Source organism: Flavisolibacter nicotianae (genome assembly GCF_003628535.1).
Lineage (GTDB): Bacteria > Bacteroidota > Bacteroidia > Chitinophagales > Chitinophagaceae > Flavisolibacter > Flavisolibacter nicotianae.
The window spans coordinates 867,800-888,636 of the sequence record NZ_RBCI01000001.1 but is presented as its reverse complement, the minus strand read 5'-3'; the positions used below and the strand labels follow the sequence as shown (position 1 = coordinate 888,636).

The 20,837-nt window shown below is 51.6% G+C and carries 15 protein-coding genes; 1 reads left to right on the top strand and 14 read right to left on the bottom strand.

Going from position 1 to position 20,837, the window contains the following annotated elements:
- Window positions 1-9 precede the first annotated feature (9 nt).
- The 13 genes from D6024_RS03885 to D6024_RS03825 form a co-directional block, all read right to left on the bottom strand.
- Window positions 10-2,847 carry a TonB-dependent receptor gene (locus tag D6024_RS03885; RefSeq protein ID WP_121353125.1) on the bottom strand — a complete coding sequence of 946 codons (2,838 nt, stop codon included), beginning with the start codon at window positions 2,845-2,847 and terminating at the stop codon, window positions 10-12.
- A 113-nt stretch (window positions 2,848-2,960) separates the two neighbouring features.
- A complete protein-coding gene (locus D6024_RS03880) occupies window positions 2,961-3,476 on the bottom strand; it encodes a 2'-5' RNA ligase family protein (protein WP_121353123.1) in 516 nt (171 codons plus the stop codon).
- Between the two features lie 90 nt (window positions 3,477-3,566).
- Complete coding sequence (locus D6024_RS03875) at window positions 3,567-3,962, bottom strand: hypothetical protein (RefSeq protein ID WP_121353121.1); 396 nt, start codon at window positions 3,960-3,962, stop codon at window positions 3,567-3,569.
- A gap of 184 nt (window positions 3,963-4,146) precedes the next feature.
- Window positions 4,147-7,896, bottom strand: a complete 3,750-nt coding sequence (locus D6024_RS03870; protein ID WP_121353120.1) for a DEAD/DEAH box helicase — start codon at window positions 7,894-7,896, stop codon at window positions 4,147-4,149.
- A 182-nt stretch (window positions 7,897-8,078) separates the two neighbouring features.
- The gene (locus D6024_RS03865) at window positions 8,079-8,807 is read right to left on the bottom strand and encodes a 2-phosphosulfolactate phosphatase (protein ID WP_121353491.1); all 729 of its coding nucleotides are present in this window, start codon (window positions 8,805-8,807) and stop codon (window positions 8,079-8,081) included.
- Between the two features lie 190 nt (window positions 8,808-8,997).
- Window positions 8,998-10,833: a matrixin family metalloprotease gene (locus D6024_RS03860; RefSeq protein ID WP_121353118.1), complete on the bottom strand. Its 1,836-nt coding sequence runs from the start codon at window positions 10,831-10,833 to the stop codon at window positions 8,998-9,000.
- A gap of 103 nt (window positions 10,834-10,936) precedes the next feature.
- The gene (locus D6024_RS03855; RefSeq protein WP_121353116.1) at window positions 10,937-11,413 is read right to left on the bottom strand and encodes an SRPBCC family protein; all 477 of its coding nucleotides are present in this window, start codon (window positions 11,411-11,413) and stop codon (window positions 10,937-10,939) included.
- Window positions 11,413-12,516 carry a glycine cleavage system aminomethyltransferase GcvT gene (gene gcvT, locus D6024_RS03850; RefSeq protein ID WP_121353114.1) on the bottom strand — a complete coding sequence of 368 codons (1,104 nt, stop codon included), beginning with the start codon at window positions 12,514-12,516 and terminating at the stop codon, window positions 11,413-11,415. Before gcvT ends, D6024_RS03855 begins: the two co-directional genes overlap by 1 nt.
- Window positions 12,517-12,588: 72 nt before the next feature.
- A complete protein-coding gene (locus D6024_RS03845) occupies window positions 12,589-13,662 on the bottom strand; it encodes a WD40 repeat domain-containing protein (RefSeq protein ID WP_121353112.1) in 1,074 nt (357 codons plus the stop codon).
- Between the two features lie 155 nt (window positions 13,663-13,817).
- Window positions 13,818-16,013 carry a PspC domain-containing protein gene (locus tag D6024_RS03840; RefSeq protein ID WP_121353110.1) on the bottom strand — a complete coding sequence of 732 codons (2,196 nt, stop codon included), beginning with the start codon at window positions 16,011-16,013 and terminating at the stop codon, window positions 13,818-13,820.
- 23 nt (window positions 16,014-16,036) lie between these two features.
- Complete coding sequence (locus D6024_RS03835; RefSeq protein WP_121353108.1) at window positions 16,037-16,381, bottom strand: PadR family transcriptional regulator; 345 nt, start codon at window positions 16,379-16,381, stop codon at window positions 16,037-16,039.
- Window positions 16,382-16,689: 308 nt separating this feature from the next.
- Window positions 16,690-17,634, bottom strand: coding sequence for an isopenicillin N synthase family dioxygenase (locus tag D6024_RS03830; RefSeq protein WP_121353106.1), 945 nt, complete (start codon window positions 17,632-17,634; stop codon window positions 16,690-16,692).
- 133 nt (window positions 17,635-17,767) lie between these two features.
- Window positions 17,768-18,271 carry an ExbD/TolR family protein gene (locus tag D6024_RS03825; RefSeq protein WP_121353104.1) on the bottom strand — a complete coding sequence of 168 codons (504 nt, stop codon included), beginning with the start codon at window positions 18,269-18,271 and terminating at the stop codon, window positions 17,768-17,770.
- 77 nt (window positions 18,272-18,348) lie between these two features.
- On the opposite strand from D6024_RS03825, the gene D6024_RS03820 reads away from it, so the two are divergent.
- Complete coding sequence (locus D6024_RS03820; RefSeq protein WP_121353102.1) at window positions 18,349-19,152, top strand: universal stress protein; 804 nt, start codon at window positions 18,349-18,351, stop codon at window positions 19,150-19,152.
- A gap of 126 nt (window positions 19,153-19,278) precedes the next feature.
- On the opposite strand, the gene asnS is transcribed toward D6024_RS03820, so the two are convergent.
- Window positions 19,279-20,727, bottom strand: a complete 1,449-nt coding sequence (gene asnS / locus D6024_RS03815; RefSeq protein ID WP_121353490.1) for an asparagine--tRNA ligase — start codon at window positions 20,725-20,727, stop codon at window positions 19,279-19,281.
- Window positions 20,728-20,837 lie beyond the last annotated feature (110 nt).

Genomic DNA, 20,837 nt, shown 5'->3' with positions numbered 1-20,837 from the left:
GCTGTCCGGTTAAAACCGCAGCCCTTTGGTAGCCCGCTCCAGCATTGCCGGCATCGCCCTGCCACCCATCCGGTTGATCCGGTAGGTAAAGCTGAGCATAAAAAAACGCTTCAGCGTACTGTTTCGCACATCCTGTATATAGTTGTCGCTTACATTTCGGTACACACTGGTGTTTTGGTTTAAGATATCGAACACCGACGCTTTAATTTCCCCCCTCTTGCTTTTCAAAAACTGTTTGGCAAAACCGGCGTTCCAGATGGCGTAATTCTGGTTGTACCCGCTGGCAAGACCGGTATTGAACGTGTAATCCACATCGGTTGACAGGATAAAATCTTTTGGCAGAGTGTAGGTAATGTCGGCCGAATACACATGTGTGTAATAATTGGAATTGTTGGTTTTCTGTACCGTGTTGCGTACCTGGTTGTAGGTCACGCTGGCCGAAAGGCCCATATCCAGCTTTTCTTTATAGTTGTAACTCAGGCGCAGGTCTTCCGTTACCGACAGGTTGCGGCTGTAATTTTTCACGTTGTCCACGATATTGGCGTCCTGGTTGTAGCCAATGCGGGTGTTGGTATTGAAGTTCCCGCCCTGCAGGTGTTTGATGGGCAGGCCAAAGTTGAAATTTCCACTTATGTTATAAACGCCGGAAATGTTCTGCGGCTGCGTTACCTGTACGCCGCCGGGCAGGTAATCAATGGCATTGGCGATTTTGTTTTGCGTGGCACTATAGGTAAGGAAGGCAAACAGGTTGCGGAACTTCACAATGTCGAAAAAGTTATAACTCAGCATGATATTGTGCGAAAACTCCTGGCGCAACAGGGGATTGCCTTTCGAGATGTACGGATAATTGTCAAGGTTCACCACGTCCTGCAGTTGGCTGACCGTGGGCTGGTTGGTGCGGCCGCGGTAACTGAAGCGCAGGCTGCGGCTGCGCTGGAACTGGTAATTGAACGAAGCCGTCGGGAAAAGGTTGGTCGACTTTTGCACCAGGTTCGTGCCTTTCGACAGGTTGTTGCTTTCCAGGTCGGTTTGCTGCACGGCAAAACCCAACTGGTAGTTGTATTTCTTTTTCACGATACGCAGGTTGGTGCCGTAGCGGTCGAACCGGTTGGCATTTTCAAAATGGTTGGTCTGCAGGTCAACCGGTATCTCATAAGAACCATTGGCGGTGTTTTTCAAAAAGGTCTTCCTGTCCGATGTACTGCGGTTGTCGGTGTGGTTATAGTTAAACTCCAGGATCTTGTCCCGTGCAATGGCTTCGGTGTACGACAGCGACACGGCATAATTGCCGGTGCTGCTTTCGGTGCGGTTCATCTGGTCCGATTGCCTTACGGAAAGGTTGTACAGCGTAAAGCCCTCCCGGTCGTTGTTGCTCCAGGTATTGGTGAGGGCAACCGAAAACGTTCGGCCGGCCTTGCGGAATTTTCTGCGCCACAAAAGGTTGTTGCTCCAGTTATAGCCGTCACCCGTGTTGCTGTTCACCGTGCGCCCCTGGTTCAGGATTTTGCCGGACGAACTGTTGCTCAGCAGCGTGTCGTTGCTGAAGGTCTCTGCTTTTTGAAAACTAAGATTGGGCTGGTAAATGAGCGAGTTAAAAGAGTCGATGGAGGCCACCATGTTCAGATTGAAACGGTGATTGTAATTAGTGCTCCTGGAGTAGGTATTTTCTGCCGTGGAAATGGTGGAGTCCTTGAGAAAATTCTGCCGCAGGCTGGTGTTTTGATTTTCTTTCTGTGCAAAATTGTAAAAATAGCTGCCGTTTACATCGAAATGCCTGCTCCAGGTATCACGGTAATTCAGTCCTGCCTGCGAAGACGTTGTAATGCCGCCGCCTGTTGTTGAACCCAGGTTAAAGCCGCTGGTACTGCCGCCACCACGGCCGCCGAAATTGACGAAATTCATGGCCCCGCCGCCGAAACCACTACCGCCTATGCCACCGCCGGCGTTTCCACCACCCATCATTCCGCCGCCGCCAAACATGCCCATCATGTCCGAAACCGTAAAACCAATGTTGTTGGTATTGTTGCTTTTGGCAATCACGTTGGCCTGCGTCGCTCCCTTGAAGTAGTTCGCGTTCAGCCCGGCATCATAACGCTCATCGGAACCATAGCCGGCATAGGCTTTGCCAAACAGGCCTTTCTTTTTGTCCTTTTTCAGTTTCAGGTTGATGGCTTTGCTGCGGCTGCCGTCGTCGATGCCGTTGAACTTTGCCTGTTCGCTCATGTCGTCGAATACTTCCACGCGGTCGACCATTTCGGCCGTCAAATTCTTCGTGGCCAGCTTGGGATCGTTGTTGAAAAACTCCTTTCCATCCACATAGACTTTTTGCACGTTTTCGCCCTGCGCTTTCACGGTGCCGTCCCTGTCCACCTGCACACCTGGCAGTTTCTTCAGCAGGTCTTCCACGGTGGCATTGGGTTTGGTTTTAAAGGCATCGGCTTTGAACGAAACCGTATCGCCATTGACTTTCACTGGAGCATCCACGATCACCACTTCATCGAGCGCCTTATCGGCCCGTTGCAGTCGAACGGATCCCAGGTCTTCTTCTGTATGAGCAGGGCCGATGGAGAATTTCTTTTTGAATGTGCGCAAGCCCACAAACGTAGCCACTACCTGGTAATCGCCGGCCTCCAGGTTCCTGATTTCAAAGGCGCCGTTGCTGCGGGTAAGGGTAAACGAAATAAGCGTTGAATCGGGAAGACGAATAACGGAGACGGTCGCATCCTCAAGCGGCGTGGCCGAAACAGAGTCCTGCAGCGAACCCTTGACCGTACCGGCTACTTTTTGCGCCACGGCTAAAAAGGGCAGACAAAAAAGTCCCAAAGCAAGGAGGTAAACATTCTTCATAAGCGGTGGTTGAGAACTACGAAGTTATTCGCAACCAATGTGAACTCCCGTTAAATTAGGTTAAGTGCCGGATAAGCGGAAGAGAAAAACGATAAAAGGCAGAAAGAATAAGGTCACGCTTTTCCCTCGAACGGGTGATCCGAAACCCATCTCCACGGGCCGCCTTTATACAGCCAGACACGAAACCCGATTCCGCAAGCCATAAAGGGTTGAAAGCTGGCCTGCAATTGCGTTAGCGTTTGCCGTGCTTCTTCCTCCGCTACTTTGTTTTGGATAGTGACGTGCGGCCAAAGTTTTTGTTTGTCCTGTGGAATGAGCCACGCCTGCCACTGCTGCTGCATTTGCCGGTGCATTGCCAGCAATGCCGGACACTCGGCCCTGTAAGCGACTCCCTTTCCCAGGTGTTTGAGCCCTGTAAACTGCAGTGCAAAAGGACCGTGTTTCAAACACCACCGGTGCAGGTCTTCGCTGATCGAGCCCTCACCGGCCGGCAACCGGTGAAAAAGAGCCAGGTGGGCTTCGAGAAAATTGCGGGATGGCGGATAAAAGCGCTTGCGCAGGTCGTTGAAAAACGCAGAGGCGTTTTGGTCCAGCTGCAGCGTTATCACCAGCGGAGATTCGTCCTTCATGAATGGGTAACAACAGCGGCCAGGCAAAAGTTGACAGGTACAGGTGCGACACAAAAAAGCCCCGCTTTACCGGGGCTCTTCTTTATTACATTACTGGTTCTCTTTCTGATCGCCTTTCACTTTTGTTCTACCGTCTTTTGTTTTAACCTTGATCACATTACCGTCTGCCATTTTGGTTTTCGATTTTATTTTGGCGTCGGTGGGATTCGGGGCCGGTACGCCGGTTGCCGGTTTGGCTGTGCTGTCGGCGACAGGTGCTGCAGTCGCCGTGCTGTCGGCTGCATTGTTGTTGGAAGTACTGGTCATGGAACCAACTTTCGTTGCCGATGTGTCTGTCACTGGTTTCATTGCTTTCGGAACGGTTGTGTCGGCAGGCAAACTGCCCGGAACCACCGGTTTGTTTTTTGTCGTATCCGGCGGCGTGGTTTGGGCCGATGCAACACCCACAATGCCAAGAAGGAAGAAAGAAAACAATAGCTTCTTCATAGATTAAATTTTAAGGATGAAACCTCCGGAAGGCAAGAACCGTGCGTATTTCCGCGGAATCGTTATGTATAAAAAATTCCTTATAAAATATTGATGTCCCTCAACCGGAACCAGGCAAAAACTTGTGCGAAAACAAAACAGCCCGCTTTTGCGGGCTGTTTTACAAGATAATAGCGTCCGTGTATTAACTGAACAGGTATTCCACGTCTTCCTTCGACAGCGCTTTTACAAACGAAGTATCGTCAGCGATAAGGTCTTTGGCCAGGGCCCGCTTTTTTTCCTGCAGTTGCATGATCTTGTCTTCGATCGTGTCTTTACAGATCATGCGGTAGGCAAAGATGTTCTTGGTTTGCCCGATGCGGTGCGTACGGTCGATGGCCTGTTGCTCCACGGCGGGGTTCCACCAGGGGTCGACGATGTACACATAGTCCGCTGCCGTTAAGTTCAAACCCACACCACCGGCTTTCAGCGAAATCAAAAACACCCTTGTCTCTTCATCGTTCTGGAAAGCCTGGATGGCCTTTTCCCTGTCGGGTGCGGATGTGCTGCCGTCAAAGTATTCGTACTTCACACCCAGCTCGTCCAGCTTTGCTTTGATGAGGGCCAGCATGCCGAGAAACTGCGAAAAGATCAGCGCCTTGTGGTCGCCGATGTTCTCGGTGATTTCCCGGGCCAGTTCGTCGAGCTTGATGGAATGATTCGGGAATTTTTCCTCCTCGTTCAAAATGGCCGGTGAGTCGCAGATCTGCCGCAGCTTCATCAAACCCTGCAGGATGGTGAGCTGCGAACGCTGGATGCCCTGCTCTTCGATCGTTCCCATGATCTTTGCCCGGAAGTCGTTGCGGTAGGCATCGTAGATCCGGCGCTGCTCATCTTCCATTTCGCAGAAGAGCACCATCTCGGTTTTATCCGGCAGGTCTTTGGCCACCTGCTCTTTGGTGCGGCGAAGAATGAAGGGGTACAGTATTTTTTTGAGGTGTTCTTTCTGTTCCTGCTCGCCAAACTTGTCGATGGGAATGGCAAACTCCTGGCGGAAGAATTCCACGGAACCCAGCATGCCGGGATTGAGAAAATTCATCTGCGCATAAATGTCAAACGTATTGTTCTGAAGCGGTGTACCGCTCATGCACAACCGGTTTTTGGCATGCAGCAGCGAAGCCGCTTTCGTCACCTTGCTCGTTGGGTTTTTGATGGCCTGCGACTCATCGAGGATCACGCAGTCAAACTTCATCTGCGTAAAGAGCTTGATGTCGCTGCGGAGCGTACCATAGGTGGTAATGATGATATGGTGCTGCAGCAATTCGTTCAGGTCGCGGCTGCGCAGGGGGCCGTGATGAATATAGTATTCCAGCGACGGCGTAAATTTTTTGATCTCGTTCTCCCAGTTGTAGATCAGCGTGGTGGGACAAACGACGAGGGCTTTCATCTCGCCGTCGTTGTTGTCGTAGTAATGCTGCAGAAACGAAAGCGCCTGCACGGTTTTACCCAAACCCATGTCGTCGGCCAGAATGCCGCCCCACGACACGTCTTTGAGGTAATTGAGCCATTGAAAACCCGACACCTGGTAAGGGCGCAGGATCGGCGCCAGGTTCTCCGGCGGCGGCACTTCCTTGATGGTATCAAACTCTTTGATACGTTCGTACTTTTCTTCCAGTTGGATGGTGAGCTCTTCCGCGTTGCGGTTTTCGTAGAGTTCATCAATCACGCTGAGGTGATAACGCGACAGCTTCAGCTTGTCGGTGCGGCCTTCGCCGACACGGAAAAGAAGCGAATATTTTTTGAGCCACTCTTCGGGCAGGATGCCCAGTGTGCCGTCGTTGAGTTGGACGAACTGTTGTTTGTTGGCAAGGGCTTTTTTCACTTCGGCCACACTGACCTTCTGGTCACCAAACAGGATGTCCACCTTGGCATCGAACCAGTCGGTGTGCGACGAAATGTAAATGTGTGTTTGCGGCTTGGCCGTGTTGAAACGAAAGTTCTTCAGCGATTCAAAACCAAACACGGGCACCTTGGATTCGTTCATGGCATCCACGAAAAGAAAGAACCAGTTATTCTTCAGCACCTCTGCACCTTTCAGGGCCAGCGAGGCGCCGTCATCAAAAGGAACGAAGTTGGAGTGCAGCATGGACAGCTTGTGCAGAAAGGCTTTTTCCGCTTCGCGGTTGCGGTGCACCACTACGACCTTGTTGCCGTGCGGGATGATCAGTTCCCCTTTGTCCGCCCCTTTTGTATCAAAACCTTTGTAGCTGTAGATTGGTTGAAAAACAAGGTACTCGCCTTTTTCAATCAGGGTCAGTTTGGTTTCGGGCTCGCCGTCTTTTACTTCTTCCACGAGGCTGCGGTCGAAGTCAACTTTGTACTCTTTTGTCAGTGGCATCACCTTTCGCAGCAGTGTTTGCGGCCAGTCATCACCGGCCACTTTTTCAGCGCCTTTTTCACCAAAGCTTTCGGCCGTTTCCGCGGCTTCCTTGTTTTCCCAGATGGAGAGCTGGTGATTGTAGAGATACACCAGCGGCGACCGTTCCTCGTTCTCTTCCAGTGAATGCGCCACGCCATCGGGCTTTACATAGCATTCAATTTCGTAGCTGTCGTCGTCGTTGCTGACACTGAAATGCGGCGATAAATAATCGTTGCTCAGTTCCACTTTTTGCAGCGACGCGGTTTTAAAGAGCTTCCCTTTCGTGAGGACAAAGGTGGGTGCACCTTCAAACTCGGCGAATAATTTTTTCAATTTGGGAAGAAGGTATTCGGCAATGAGGCTTTTTGTTTCCGCCGGCAGATCGTCGTCTTCGTGGTGAATAATGTTTTCCCAAAAGCCGGCGAAAGGCGAATTGCGGCTCACGTATTTATTGATCTCTGCGTCCTGCAGTTTGCGCACCAGCTGTAGTAAAGCTTTGTCTTCTTCGCTGTACGATTCGGTTTCCACGTAGCGGGATAATTCCAGCTTTAGCACGTTGCCGGCAAAGCTGCCTTCTTCATCCATCTCGCCTTCAATCAGGTCCAGCGAGAAGAAGGGATAAAGGTCTTTGTTGAAGTTGAAAACAACACCCAGCTTTTTGGAAATGACATGCTGTTTGGGTTTGACATCTTCTTCGGCCACTTCTACTTTTTCAAAGCGTGGCGCAGTGAGCGGTGTTGGGGTGGCAATGCGTTTGATGTTGCGGTCCAGCACCCGCAAAAAAGGCTTACCGTCTTTGTAACTGAATTCGAACTTGCCTTTCAGGTCGTCGTTCAGCGAATAACCATAGGCTTCGAGCAGCTTGTTTTTTTCCTTGTCCCAGTTGCGGATGGTCTCGAAATAGTGTTGTCCTTTGGTGCGCAGCAGGTGCAGGAACACGATCACTTTCGGCAGGCAGAGAAGATGCGCCGGGTCGTCGTAATCGGAGCTGGTATCGAAATTGCGCTCTTCATTGCGGCGGATGATCACGTCGTATTCCGTGCCATCCAGGGTCACCTTTGCCCGTACGGTTTCTTCTTTTGCACTTTCAATCGTCGGCTTGTGTTTCTGCAGCCAGGCTTCCGCTTCGGCAATGATGGCATGGCTGGACAGAAGCTGGATGGTTTTCAGGTCGATGGTCTTCATCTTGGCCACCGTGTGGCGCTGATCGTAGGCCACGTCATCTGCGACCAGCTGTCCCTTATCCATCATTTCCTGCAGGCGCAGCAGAGCCGCCGCTTCGTGCCGGCAAATATCACCCAGGTTGTAAGGGCAGGCACAACGCAGCGACACCGTCTTGGGATCCTTGTAGTGCTGGATGTAAACTTTATAGAAAGTGGAATAATTATCGTCCTTCACCCGGAAAACGGCAGAGCCAAAGAGGTCGTCGTGCTCTACCAGTTCCACAAAGCCAATGGCATGGATCTTTTTTCCCCGGCGAATCACTTCATCAGAACCGTGTGTGTAAACGTATTTAATTAAATGCGGTAAAGCCATAGATGAAAGTTGGCAGTTGGCAGCATGCAGCCGGCAGGCTGCGGCGTGGAATACTGCTTACTGCCTACTGCTTACTGCCTACTCTCTTTGAAAGAGGCCAATCGGCAAAAGTAAACGAAACATTTTCATATAACCTGACAAATGGGGCTATTTTACCGTTAAAATCAACGTTGCTGGCTGGCTTATTTCTGCACCACCAATTTCCCATCCACATACTCCGGCAGGATGTTCGCCAGGTCTTCCGTGAGGCAATGCCGGATGTCTCTTTCCAGGCCAAAGTTGGTAAGGCGATGGTAGTGTGATGCATCGTTCTTTTTCATGAATTCATAGAGATCCTCTTTTGCAAAAGAGTAAAGATTTTCAGCCATGTGCGACGCATCGCAGTTGATGGTAAAATGCTCTTTCACCCTTGCTACAACAGCACCGGCGAAGAGGGTGTCTTCAATGTTTGGTTTGTCCTTCCACGCAGCGCAGCCAAGAATGACATTTTTCTTCATCCCGATCAAATGCTCACAAACAGCAGAAAGGTTCAGAAACGAACCGGTGATGATTTCCGTGGCGCCCTTGGCCAGCGCCATGTGCAGCAGCTTGGTGCCATTGGTGGTGGTGAGCACCAGGATTTTTCCTTTAATGAATTCTTCCGGGTATTCAAACGACGAGTTACCGTATTGAAGACCCGGCGCCACCTGCCCGTCACGTTCACCGGCCGTCACGCATTCAATCTGTGTTCCGAGCTGAATGCACCGTTCCACGCTGTCGACAGGAATGATTTCCCTGGCGCCGTTGTGCAGGGCTGTGGCAATGGTGGACGTGGCCCGCAGCACATCGATCACTACAACAATCGTGTTCTTCACATCATAGAGGTGCAGGAGTGCCGGGGAAAGACAGGTATATAAAGTGGGTTTTGTCATGTGTTCAAAAATTGGTGCTGCTTTCGCCGGACGGGCCGTTGAACAACGGAAATCCGGCAAAAGCAGCTGCAAATGTAGGGGCAAAAAAAGGAAGGCAGCACCTGCCTTCCTGGACACAATCCGGTTGTTGTGATCCCCGTCATCACAGGCGCTTCGCAGAAGGTCCGTTAAACGGCTTCAGTCTTTGCTGCTATTGAGCGAACAGCTTGCCCGTTTGCCAGTTTTCGTTTGTGCGTATACGGTAGAGCAAGGCGCCTCTCGCAGCCGGCGGCAGGGAAATCAGGTTTTGTTGCGTTGGCAGCTTTTGTTGCAACAGCAGCCGGCCCTCGGCATTATAGAGGTAAAGCATGTGCTGTGCAGCAGATTCCGTGGAGAAATTCACCCGCAGCAAGCTTTTGTCGATCCACGCTTTGACGGTCGTTGTTGCAGCGGCGTTCTGCTCCCTTTTGCCAAGAGTGACGGCCTGCGTAAGGGTGGCTGTTGTTGGTGTCATCGGGCCAAACACGCCAGCCGGTATCAGGCAAAGGCTCGAGGACCAGGCCATCATTTCTTTACCGGCGGCAATGTCGTTGGCGCTGAGCGTTCTTGCCGTCTGCCCATTGGAGATGGCATAGTGCATCACCTGCCCCGGTGCAATCACGTGGCCCAGGTTATGGGCATGCCCCAGCTCGTGCAGGGCCACCGATTCAAAATCGTACTGGTAAAATCCGGGAAGCGAGGGACCGAACTGCCAGGTGGTATTGCTGGTGGGCACCGTGGAAAAAACCATGTCAATGTCGTTGATGTACCAAACCGTGTTTTGCCGCTCGCAGCTGCCTGTCGAGCCGGTGCCGGAATAGTTGGTCAGGGTTTGGGCCAACGTGCCGGCGGGCAGGGTGCCGAAAAGCACCGTGTTGATGCCGTCATTGGTATTCGTTGCAGTGGTGGTGCCGCCTGTGCGGAAGTTGACGCCGGTGGCGCCGCGCCAGGTAGTAAGGGCCCGCTCATAGGCCGCCACGGCCGCCGCGTTGCCCGAAAAGCCGGACGTGCTGTTGTACAAAAATGTGTAGCCGCCCAGGCCATTTTTATTCACCAGGTGCGGCAGTTGGCGGGTGGTGACAGGAAAATTGAGAAAACTGCTGTAGATGTCGATCAGCGCATACGAAACCGTGAGTGCCGAGGGCGACGTAAAGGTGCTGTTCACTACAAAGCTGCCGGTGCCGGCCCGGGTGGGCACTTTTACCACGATCTGGTTGTCGGCCCACGAAACATAATCGCTGGTGGCGGGCGGCGTGATGCGGGAAGCACCGCCGTCATCTGCGTTGGCAAAGGCCACGGTGCCTGGCGCCGAGCCAAAGCCCGAGCCCGTGATGGTGAGGTAGTCCGAAGGGTTAATGGTGCCGGACCTGGTGGGGTTGGGCGCAAAGGAACTGATGCCGCCGGGACTCGGTGAGGGCGGTGGCTGGGGAGCCGGCTTCCGGGCAGCAAAAACATCGCCCTTCGCCGTTACCCACTGGTCGCCTGCAAGGCTCGCAATGTCGGAAAGCAGTTGCGTCTCCGGTTTACGTCCTCCTACATCGTCGTACCAGTTGTTGACATTGAGCATGGCCCCTTGCGGATACCCGTACAATTTGTATTGGGGCATCTTTGGCTGCTGGGCCCTGACGGCCTTGTTGTCGAAGACAAAGTCCTCGTCCTCGATGAACAGCACTGCCTCGGCGCCATCGGCCAGGTGAATCGAAGGATACACAACGGTAGCCCGGTTTTCCATCCAGCCGCCGGGGGCAATAATGTAAAATTCATTGGGCGGTTTCTTTTTGCGCAGGTGGGCAATGACCGTCACTTTGTGCAGGGTGTAGATGTTGTCGCCGATCGCCAGGTACGACTGGTAGTCGACAAACCTTGCGAGCACAATGGACCGGGAACCTTTAATTTTTTCTTTCAGCGTGAGAGGAGAAAGGTCTTGCGAAAACACAACGAAGTGGAGCAGGCAAAAAGCGCCGGTGAGAATGATGCCTGCTCTTTTTTGAAGAGTAGAGCTTTGCATCGTTTGTTGATTTAAGGTGAAAAATCAGGAAAGCAAAGGTAGACGATTGGTCAATCGCTCGATTGGATGAGCCGGGCAGAAACGGGAATAGAGGATAGTTTGTTCAGCTGTGTAAATATTGTTTTGCCCCGTTGCTTTCTGCTATTCTTTTGATGACTGCATTTCTTTTCTTCAGCAACCGGGTCATGTAATTTTTCAAAAACAGGTAGTTGGCTAGTTGTCCAATTATACCAAAAGGCGATTCAAATAAAAAACGGTCAGTCATGAGTGTCCCGTTTTTTTCCAGTGTGAACGCATGTTCGTGCCGCATCTTTTTAAAGTCACCTTCTATCATTTCATCGGCAAAGAACCTTGGTGGTTCTTCTTCTGTCAGTTTTACTTTCAGTGTCCTGCTTTTCAAAAAATGGAAGGCTCTCCATGTCACTGTATCGCCTTTCTGCATCAAACCATTTCTTACGCCATCAATAATCTCTTCCTGGCAATGTATCATAGAGGCTTTGTGCAGATCAACGCTTCTGCTTAAGTCATAGACAACCTGCGGAGAAGCGTTGATAAAGGTTTCAATAACGATCAGCGGCATCAGGCAAACGGGATTTTCACCACTTTCGCCTGCAACAGTTTCTCCCGCACTTTGATGTAGACGATGCTGTCGAGGGAAGAGTGGGCAATGTCCACATAACCCATACCAATGGCTTTACCCAGGCTGGGCGATTGCGTGCCCGAGGTTACATAGCCGATCGGATTGCCGTCTTTATCGCAGATCTCGTAATGATGACGGGGAATTCCTTTGTCCACCATTTCAAAGCCAACGAGCTTTCGTTTGACGCCTTCTTCTTTTTGTTTTTGCAAAATTTCCCTGGCTGTGAAATCACCTTTCGAAAGCTTGGTGATCCACGCCAGGCCAGCTTCCAGTGGAGAGGTGGTATCGTCGATATCGTTGCCGTAAAGACAGTAACCCATTTCCAGGCGAAGCGTATCCCTTGCGGCCAGCCCAATGGGTTTGATGCCCTGGGCGGCGCCGGCTTCAAAAATGGCGTTCCAGATTTTTTCGGCGTTGTCGTCCTTGTTCTCAAAATAAATTTCCACTCCGCCGGCACCGGTATAACCCGTTGCACTTACCAGCACGTTTTTCACACCGGCAAACTCGCCTTTCACAAACGTGTAGTATTTCAGGTTGAGAATATCCATTTCGGTCAGCGACTGCAAAATTTTGGTGGCATTCGGTCCCTGCACCGCCAGCAGGCAGGTGTCGTCGGAAATGTTGTGCATTTCCACAGCCTGTCCTGAGCCCGTCGAAGGGTTGTGCTGTTGAATCCAGTTCCAGTCTTTTTCAATGTTGCTGGCATTGACCACCAGCATGTACACCTTATTCTCTTCGATACAGTACACCAGCAGGTCATCCACAATGCCGCCCTGCTCGTTGGGCAGGCAACTGTATTGCGCTTTGCCGGCCGTGAGTTTCGATGCATCATTGGAAGTCACCCGCTGAATAAGGTCAAGTGCGCCCTCTCCTTTCAGCATAAATTCACCCATGTGGCTGACATCAAACACTCCGGCGTTGCGACGAACGGTTTGGTGCTCATCGTTGATGCCGCTGTAACTGATCGGCATGTTGTATCCGGCAAAGGCGGCCATCTTGGCGCCCAGTTCGATGTGCTTCTGGGTGAAAGGCGTGTTCTTCATGCAAAAATTTTAGGCGGCAAAAATAACGTCTGCACCACGATTTGAGGAGATTTTTAGTACCCCCTCACCGATTTATTTCAACACACGCCAGAGCCGTACCGTTTGATCATCGCTGGCGCTGGCGATCCATTGACCATCGGCACTGTAGCAAACATCCATCACATCATTGGCATGTTCGGCCAGCGATTCCAAAAGTTCGCCGCTTTGTACATCCCACAGCCGCATGCTGATGCCTTTGCTGGTGGCGCCGTCGCCAAAAAAGTTTTGAAAGATCTCACCAAGATTGTCCTTGTCCCTGCTGCCGCTGATCAGCCGTTTCCCGTCGGGACTAAAGGCAACCGCATATACGTGGCCATCGTCGTTTTGCAGGGTGCGAAGAAGCTTGCCGCTGTTGCTGTCCCACAGCTTGATGGTTTTGTCGTCGCTGCCGCTGGCGATGATCTTTCCATCCGGACTGACCGCTAAACCAACAACGGCTTCCGTATGTCCTTCCAGCGTTTTTAAAAGATCTCCGGTGGCCGCATTCCAGATCCTGATGGTATTGTCAAAACTGCTGCTGATAAGTTGACTGCCATCGGGAGTAAAGCGAACCTTCCAGATATTCAGCTTGTGTGCATTGATGGTTTTGAGGAGGGCACCCGTTTCAACATCCCACAATTTGATCGTTCTGTCTTCACCGCAACCGGCGATTGTTTTTCCGCCGGGACTAAACGCAACCGACCAAACAGTCCCTCCGGCTCCTTTTAGTGCTTTGATCAGCGTGCCGTTGCTTACATTCCAAAGCCTGACGACGGCATCATAACTTCCTGTGGCAAGGGTCTTACCGTCTGCATTGAAGTTGATTGTGGTAACGCCCATGGGATGTTTCAGGGTGTGTACAACACGACCGTCGTTTTTGTTCCAGAGTTTGACCGTGCTGTCCACGCTGCCGCTTGCCACGAGGTTGCCGTCGGGACTAAAGGCCACGGCCCAAAGCGGTGCTTTGTGTTCCTTGAAGATCATCTCCGGTTGAAGCAGGCCGCGATGGGTCACTGAAGGCTTTTTCAACAGGGAACTGTAAAGCGTCAGCCCGACCAGGACAACCAGGAGAAAAAGAAAAGACAAGAAAACAGTCTTGCCATAGCGGCGGGATTTTTTGCTTTGCATAAATGAACGATGTGATGAAAAAAGATCTGATGCGAAGGCCGAAAATTTCCGGCTTTGAATCTTCGAGGTTTTTGCTCCTGTTGGAACAAGAAAAGGCCTCCCGGGGAGGCCTTTCGTCTTGTCCCGACTGTAACAGGACGCAACTTCAACCAAGGTTAAAATATCGTGGGGATAAAAGGCATTGGCATAGGTGTGGGCACATCGCCGCCGATTTCTTTTTTTGCCGGAAGAAGGACGGGTTTCTCGTTTCTGGTTTCAAACGTTGTCACCTCTTCTTCCGGGTTCTGCATCCTGTAAGTGTCTTGTTGTGACGTGTCGGTTCTTCTGGTGCCGGTATCTGTTCTCTCATTGTAGACCGGTGAGGTTGCACCAACTTCTTCCAGGCGGCCGTTCGGCATCATCACATAATCCACGTCGGTCTTGTAATTGAAATAATCGTCGTCGTACCAGTCGAAATCTTCATTTCTTCTCCAGCGCCTGTCGTCGTAGCGGTTGTTGAAACGGATGTGCACGGCATCGAGCTTGTCTACCACCGACTGGTCGAAACGGATTTTCTTACCCACCGGAACTTTGATTTCCACCATCACCCGCTGGCCGCGGTACTTGTTGTATTTGTCGATGGCAAAGCCGCTGCCGAGAGAAAGTACGCTATCCTTAAAGCCGGTATTGTAAACAATCTGTGTTGCCCTGTCCTCGGCCGCCGCACGACTTCTGCCCCGGCTTTGCTTGCGAACGATCACACCGTAGGCGGTGCTGTCGTCGCTGGGTACTACACGCAGCTTGATATCGGTCAGTCGCATGGTGTCGCCGGTCAGGTCAAAGCCTTCACCGTCTTCAATGAACAGGAGGTCGCCGCTATAGCGTACGCGGGGTTCGTCTATGCGTACCAGCAAGCGGCCGCCGGCCGGCTGGGTGATGGTCACAGGCTGTGCGATCTCACCACGGCGAACCGTGTCTTTCACAAGGGCAGAGGCCAGCAAACCGGCGCAGATGATTCCCAAAAACCAAAGACCGCCGAAAATATAACCGAGGTAATGATTGCGGGAACGCACCTTCATAAAGCGGCGCACCAGCCAGGTGATAAAGGCCACAATGGGAACAAGGAATAAAAACACCACGGTACCCCAGAAAAAGAAGTGCTGCCAAAAACCGCCCAAGGCAAAATCGAGAAGGTTGTCTTTCGACGACCACACCGCACTGCCGCCGCCAAAGAGCAAGACGATCAGGGCCACGAACAGGGCAAACGCAATGCTGCCGAAAATGAGCAGGAAAAATGCCTTGATCACCACACCCAGTGCATGTGCAATTCCACTGCGTACCGGCCTTGCGGTTTGCCTGACTTCCGCGGCAAACTGCGCCCCCCTGGTGCCGGCAAATTCGCGGGCACGGCCACCCAGGTTTTGGGCTGATTCCTTCACTTCTTCTCCCCAGGATTGCATACGGTCTTTGAACGTACCCATGCCTTCCTTTACATTCTGGCGAATGGTGTTGATGTCCACCTTCTCGCCCCGCATTTCCATTTTATCATAGGGCGTCTTCGCTTCGGGGAGCACGATCCAGAGAATGATATAGGTTAACAGGAATGTGCCGGTAAACGAACCGAAAAAGAAGTTCGGGAATACGTCGCGGTGAAAGGCAAAGAACATTCCGTTGAGGATGCCGAAAAGAATATTCAACAGCAGGGGGGCCGCAAAGATCAGGCGGATGGCCCAGGAAGGCTTGTTGAAATAGGCGCCCAAACCACCGGCCACACCACCAATGATGCGGTCATCGGGGTTGCGAAACAGGCGCTTTCCCACATAGGTATCCAGCGAACGGGCCGGCAGAATGATCCAGGCAAGGATGTAGAGCAGGATGCCAAAACCAAATCCGCCAAAGGTGATCACGGCAAACACCAGTCGCACGATGGCAGGGTCTACATTCAGGTAGTTGGCAAGACCGGAACACACGCCACCAATGATCTTGTCGTCGCTGTCCCTGTACAGGCGGCCGGTAAAGCGTTGCCGCGTACCCTGTTGGTAAGCGCCGCCGGTACTGTCGGTTGTGCCGCTTCCCGCTGCTGCGGCGGCTGTTGCGGGTTCTCCGCCCACTTCTTCAAAATCCTCCACACGGCCCATGGTGGTGATGATCTCTTCGATATCGGTATCGGTGATGGAAGAAGCGCCTTTCCGGATCCTGTCGTTCATCAGTTCCGCGATGCGGCTTTCAATGTCGTTGATGATCTCGTCACGGCCTTCTTCGTGGGCAAAATAGCGGCGAAGGCTTTCGATATAACGTTGTAAACTATCGTAAGCCGTGTCCTCGATGGGGATCACCCGGCCCGACAAGTTTATGTTGATAATCTTTTTCATATTCTACAGTTTGGTTGAAGTTGTTAGACGTTGGGTTGTTCTTCTTTTTTGGTGAGGGCATTCACGGCATTGGAAAGCTCGATCCAGGTGGCTTCCAGTTCCCGGTAAAAGGCCTCGCCTTTTTCAGTCAGGGAAAAATATTTCCGCGGAGGACCCGAGTTGCTTTCCTCCCACCGGTAAGTCAGCATTTCGGCATTTTTCAATCGGGTCAGCAAGGGGTAAAGGGTGCCTTCCAGGATGTTCATGTTGGCGGCCCGCATTTCCTCCACAATATCACTGGGGTAGGCTTCCCCCCGGCGAATGATGGAGAGAATACAGAACTCCAGGATCCCCTTCTTCATCTGGCTCTGTGTATTTTCGATGTTCATGACGTTTCTCTCTTTTTGCCTGTCGCCAACAGGTGTCGGCGGTTGCGGCGGTTGCTGTTGAATAACCTTGACAAGTCAAAGATATGACGTCATTTGGTACTTTACAATACATAGTACCAAGTTTTTTTAGGAAGCTGAGAAAGTTTAGGACCTAATTATACGCTTACATTCTGATTACCAATCGTTTGCATAAACATAAATTTTTTTCGATTTTTATGACTGGTCGGTTTTAAGGATAAGTGTTTGATCGAAGGCAAGAAAAAAAGCTGTCGCAAAGACAGCTTTCAGCAAAATGATATCTGCAGGGCTTATTTCTTCAACCCAATTTCCCGGAGGCGTTCATCCAGGTATTCGCCCGCCGTAGCATCTTCATAAACCTTGGGATGTTCCGTATCGATGGTGCTTTCCAGCGAAGCCAGGCTCATATTGCTCTTCGGGTGCAAAAAGAAAGGAATGGAAAAACGGGACGTTCCCCACAATTCCCGGGGCGGGTTGACCACCCGGTGCGTGGTCGAGCGAAGCTTGTTGTTGGTCAAGCGCTGCAACATGTCGCCCACGTTCACCACGATCTGCTCGGGCAGGGACGTCACACCAATCCAGTCGCCCTGTTTGGTGAGGATTTGCAGGCCGTCGGCCGACGCACCCACGAGCAGTGTGATCAGGTTGATGTCTTCGTGCTGCTCGGCACGGATTGCCGATTTGGGCTCGCTTTTGATGGGCGGGTAGTGAATGGCCCGCAAAATGGAGTTGCCGTTGTGCACCCACTGGTCGAAATAATGTTCATCGAGTCCCAGGTACAGGGCAATCGCCTGCAGCAGTGCTTTGCCGCTTTTTTCAAAATTGCGGTAGGCATTGTACAGCGTTGGAGTAAACTGCGGCACTTCGGCAACCGTTAGATTTTCGGGATAGTCATCCGCTACAGGCTCGTTGTCTTCAACCGTCTGGCCGTACTGGAAAAACTCCTTCAGGTCCGGCGCATCAAAACCTTTGGCATGCTCACGGCCAAACGAGGTATAGCCACGCTGACCTGCCAGCTCGGGCTTTTCGTATTTCAATTTTGTTTCTGTCGGAAGGGCAAAGAACTTCTGCACATAGTTGTACAGATCTGCAATCAACTCGTCGGGGATGCCGTGATTTTTTACCGCCACGAAACCTACTTCTTCATAGGCTTTGCCCAGTTCTTGCACAAATTTTTGCTTTCTGTTTTCGTCGCCACTTAAAAAGTCGGACAGGTCAACTACAGGAATTGTCATATCAAATCGTTTAGTAAAAGAGCGCCAAAATTACAATTGTAGTTTTACACACGCAAGAAAGCAGGCAAGTGCCGTTCACGGGCATTCTTGCGGCGACAGGAAAAAGAGTGGCGAAAGCGGTATGTGGATAAACTCAGTGCTGAGCGGCGTAGACTTTTTCGCCTGGCGTTGCATCAACCAGTGCATAGTGTTTCACATTGTTGATCTGCATTTCGTCCAGGGCTGCCACCACGTTTTGATAGGAAGCTGTTGTCATCGGCTTGATGAGGACAACCAATGCACTCTTTGATTCCATCTTCTTTTGCTTTTGCCGGATCAGGTTTCCCACACCGGTGAGCTGGTGGTAGGTAGTGCTTGTGATTTTGTTTTGCAGAAGAGCATCTTCCCAAAGACCTTCATAAGCAAAAGCCTTGTCCCTGTCAAGCAAAACAGTGAGGGATTTGCTTTGCGGAACCGGCATGTCAGCACCGTCGGCAGGCATGATTAGTTTGGTAACGGCAGGCTGCGAAAGCGTGGCCGTGAAAATGAAAAAGGTGATCAGCAAAAAGCCGAGATCCACCATAGGTGTCATGTCGATCTTCAGGGAATGAAATTTTCGCGTACCGGAAGCGGCTGGTGTTGGAGCAAGTGTTGTCATTGCAAAGTGTTTCTTCTATGAGAAAAATCAATTTCGTTTCCATAGAACATCCCGATCTTTCTTTGTAAACTTGATACATGAATACCATTCTTGTTCCCACGGATTTTTCTCCCGCCGCCGCCAAAGCCACGGCTTATGCGGCGCAACTGGCGAAGAAAGTCGACGCGTCGGTTCGCCTGCTGCATGCTTACCAGTTGCCGGTTCCCATGACGGATTACCCGGTGTTGATGGTAACGGCCGACGACCTGAAAAAAGTAACCGAAGACAGTTTGCAGCGGGCAAAGGAAGAAGGACAAAAAGCCGCCGCCGATGTGCCGTTTGAAACCGAAAGCCGGCTGGGCGATGTGGTGACGGAAATTGACGATGTGTGCAAGGAGCGAAACCCGGTGGCTGTCGTTGTCGGCGTAAAGCAGATGACCGGTTTCGACCGGATGCTTTTTGGCGACACAACCTTGTCTCTCGTTAAGCACTGCACGGTGCCCGTTATTGCCGTGCCGGAAAATACGCGGGTTGGCGTACCCACCAACGTGGTACTGGCCACAGACCTGCTGAATGCGGAAGAAATTCCGGCCGCCAACATAGCTGCGATTATCGCTGTGCTGGGCGCCAACCTGCACGTGGTGCACGTGGAGCAGAAAGAAAGCACCCACTACCCCGAGGAGTTGATGAAGGCATTTGTGGGGATCAACGCATCGTACCATCCCATCCGGGAAGACGATGTAACGGAAGGCCTCAAACGTTATGTAGAGCAGAACAACATTGACCTGGTGCTGGTACTGCCGCACAAACACAATTTATACGAACGCCTTTTCTTCCGCGGCCACACCAAGGGCATTCTGCATGCCATGCCGGTGCCGGTGATGAGTTTGCGGAATGATTAGGAAGGAAGTTCACCAGTTCACACGTTCACTGGTTCACAAGTTGTCGCTACTAAAAATAAAAGAGAGGAATGATTGCATTCCTCTCTTTTAACTTGTGCACAAATAAACCGGTAAACGTGTAAAAGTTTAAAACTCCGCATTCTTCGGTGTTCGTGGAAAAGGGATCACATCGCGGATGTTGCCCATACCGGTCACAAACTGCACCATGCGTTCGAAGCCGAGGCCAAAGCCGGCATGCGGCACGGTACCAAAGCGGCGTGTATCGAGGTACCACCACAATTCATCGGCCGGTACGTGCATCGCCTTCATGCGTTCGGTGAGCTTGTCGTAACGCTCTTCGCGTTGCGAGCCGCCGACGATTTCTCCAATGCCGGGAGCTAAAATATCCATGGCAGCCACCGTTTCTTTTCCCGGTTCGCAGCCCTCATCCTGGCGCATGTAAAACGCCTTGATGGCAGCAGGATAATTGGTCACGATCACCGGCTTTTTGAAATGCTTTTCCACCAGGTAGCGTTCGTGTTCGCTCTGCATGTCGATGCCCCATTTCACATCGTACTGGAATTTTTTCTTTTTGTAGTGATTCGATTGCAGCAGGATATCGATCGCCTCGGTATAGGTAATGCGTTCGAATTTGTTGTCAACCACAAACTGCAGTTTTTGAATCAGGTCCAATTCGCTACGTTCTGTTTGCGGTTTTGCTTTCTCCTCCTCCAGGAGACGCTGGCGAAGGAACTCCAGGTCGTCCGCATTGTTTTCCATTACGTAGCGGATGATGTACTGGATGAATTCCTCGGCCAGGTTGGCGTTGTCTTCCAGATCGCAGAAGGCCATCTCCGGTTCAATCATCCAGAACTCCGCCAGGTGACGGGCCGTATTGGAATTTTCCGCACGGAACGTGGGACCAAAGGTATAAATGTCGCCAAGGCCGGTGGCACCCAATTCGCCTTCGAGTTGTCCGCTCACGGTTAAGTTCGTAGCACGGCCAAAAAAGTCGTCGGCAAAATCAATGCTACCGTCTTCTTTGCGGGGCGGATTGTCAAACGGCAATGTCGAGACGCGGAACATTTCACCGGCGCCTTCCGCATCACTTGCCGTGATGATCGGCGTGTGGAGGTAAAAGAATCCTTTTTCGTTAAAGAATTTATGCACCGCAAAGGCCAGCGAGTGGCGAACGCGAAACACGGAGCTGAAGGTGTTGGTGCGAAAGCGCAGGTGCGCTTTTTCCCGCAAAAATTCCAGGCTGTGTTTTTTGGGTTGCAGGGGATACGCCTCTGCGTCGCTGTCGCCAAGGATCTCGACCTCGGTCGCCTTTACTTCTACTTTTTGTCCTTTGCCCAATGATTCGACCAGGGTGCCGGTCACTTTCAGCGAAGCCGACGTGGTGATGCGTTTCAGAAAACTCTCGTCATACTTTCCCAGTTCCATCACCACCTGCAGGTTATTATTGGTAGAGCCATCATTCAGCGCCACAAACTGGTTGTTGCGAAAGGTGCGCACCCAACCCATAACGGTCACTTGCTGTTCTTGCGGTTCGGTGGCAAGAAGCTCTTTGATCTTGATTCGTTTGTTAAACATAGGGTGCAAATATAAACTGCCGGCTGCGATGGCAAAACCTGCTTTGGTAAGGCGTATAGATTGGTGCGGAACTGGCCTCAGCTTTTCACCGGTGGATTTTTCCTGGTTCC

What these genes read in the sequence shown, in the direction of transcription:
- D6024_RS03865 (WP_121353491.1), bottom strand. Translation starts at nt 8,807, where the DNA reads ATGACAAAACCCACTTTATATACCTGTCTTTCCCCGGCACTCCTGCAC.
- gcvT (WP_121353114.1), bottom strand. Translation starts at nt 12,516, where the DNA reads ATGAAGAACACGCCTTTCACCCAGAAGCACATCGAACTGGGCGCCAAG.
- D6024_RS03835 (WP_121353108.1), bottom strand. Translation starts at nt 16,381, where the DNA reads ATGAACATCGAAAATACACAGAGCCAGATGAAGAAGGGGATCCTGGAG.
- D6024_RS03830 (WP_121353106.1), bottom strand. Translation starts at nt 17,634, where the DNA reads ATGACAATTCCTGTAGTTGACCTGTCCGACTTTTTAAGTGGCGACGAA.
- D6024_RS03825 (WP_121353104.1), bottom strand. Translation starts at nt 18,271, where the DNA reads ATGACAACACTTGCTCCAACACCAGCCGCTTCCGGTACGCGAAAATTT.
- D6024_RS03870 (WP_121353120.1), bottom strand. Translation starts at nt 7,896, where the DNA reads ATGGCTTTACCGCATTTAATTAAATACGTTTACACACACGGTTCTGAT.
- asnS (WP_121353490.1), bottom strand. Translation starts at nt 20,727, where the DNA reads ATGTTTAACAAACGAATCAAGATCAAAGAGCTTCTTGCCACCGAACCG.
- D6024_RS03840 (WP_121353110.1), bottom strand. Translation starts at nt 16,013, where the DNA reads ATGAAAAAGATTATCAACATAAACTTGTCGGGCCGGGTGATCCCCATC.
- D6024_RS03820 (WP_121353102.1), top strand. Translation starts at nt 18,349, where the DNA reads ATGAATACCATTCTTGTTCCCACGGATTTTTCTCCCGCCGCCGCCAAA.
- D6024_RS03885 (WP_121353125.1), bottom strand. Translation starts at nt 2,847, where the DNA reads ATGAAGAATGTTTACCTCCTTGCTTTGGGACTTTTTTGTCTGCCCTTT.
- D6024_RS03875 (WP_121353121.1), bottom strand. Translation starts at nt 3,962, where the DNA reads ATGAAGAAGCTATTGTTTTCTTTCTTCCTTCTTGGCATTGTGGGTGTT.
- D6024_RS03855 (WP_121353116.1), bottom strand. Translation starts at nt 11,413, where the DNA reads ATGCCGCTGATCGTTATTGAAACCTTTATCAACGCTTCTCCGCAGGTT.
- D6024_RS03860 (WP_121353118.1), bottom strand. Translation starts at nt 10,833, where the DNA reads ATGCAAAGCTCTACTCTTCAAAAAAGAGCAGGCATCATTCTCACCGGC.
- D6024_RS03880 (WP_121353123.1), bottom strand. Translation starts at nt 3,476, where the DNA reads ATGAAGGACGAATCTCCGCTGGTGATAACGCTGCAGCTGGACCAAAAC.
- D6024_RS03845 (WP_121353112.1), bottom strand. Translation starts at nt 13,662, where the DNA reads ATGCAAAGCAAAAAATCCCGCCGCTATGGCAAGACTGTTTTCTTGTCT.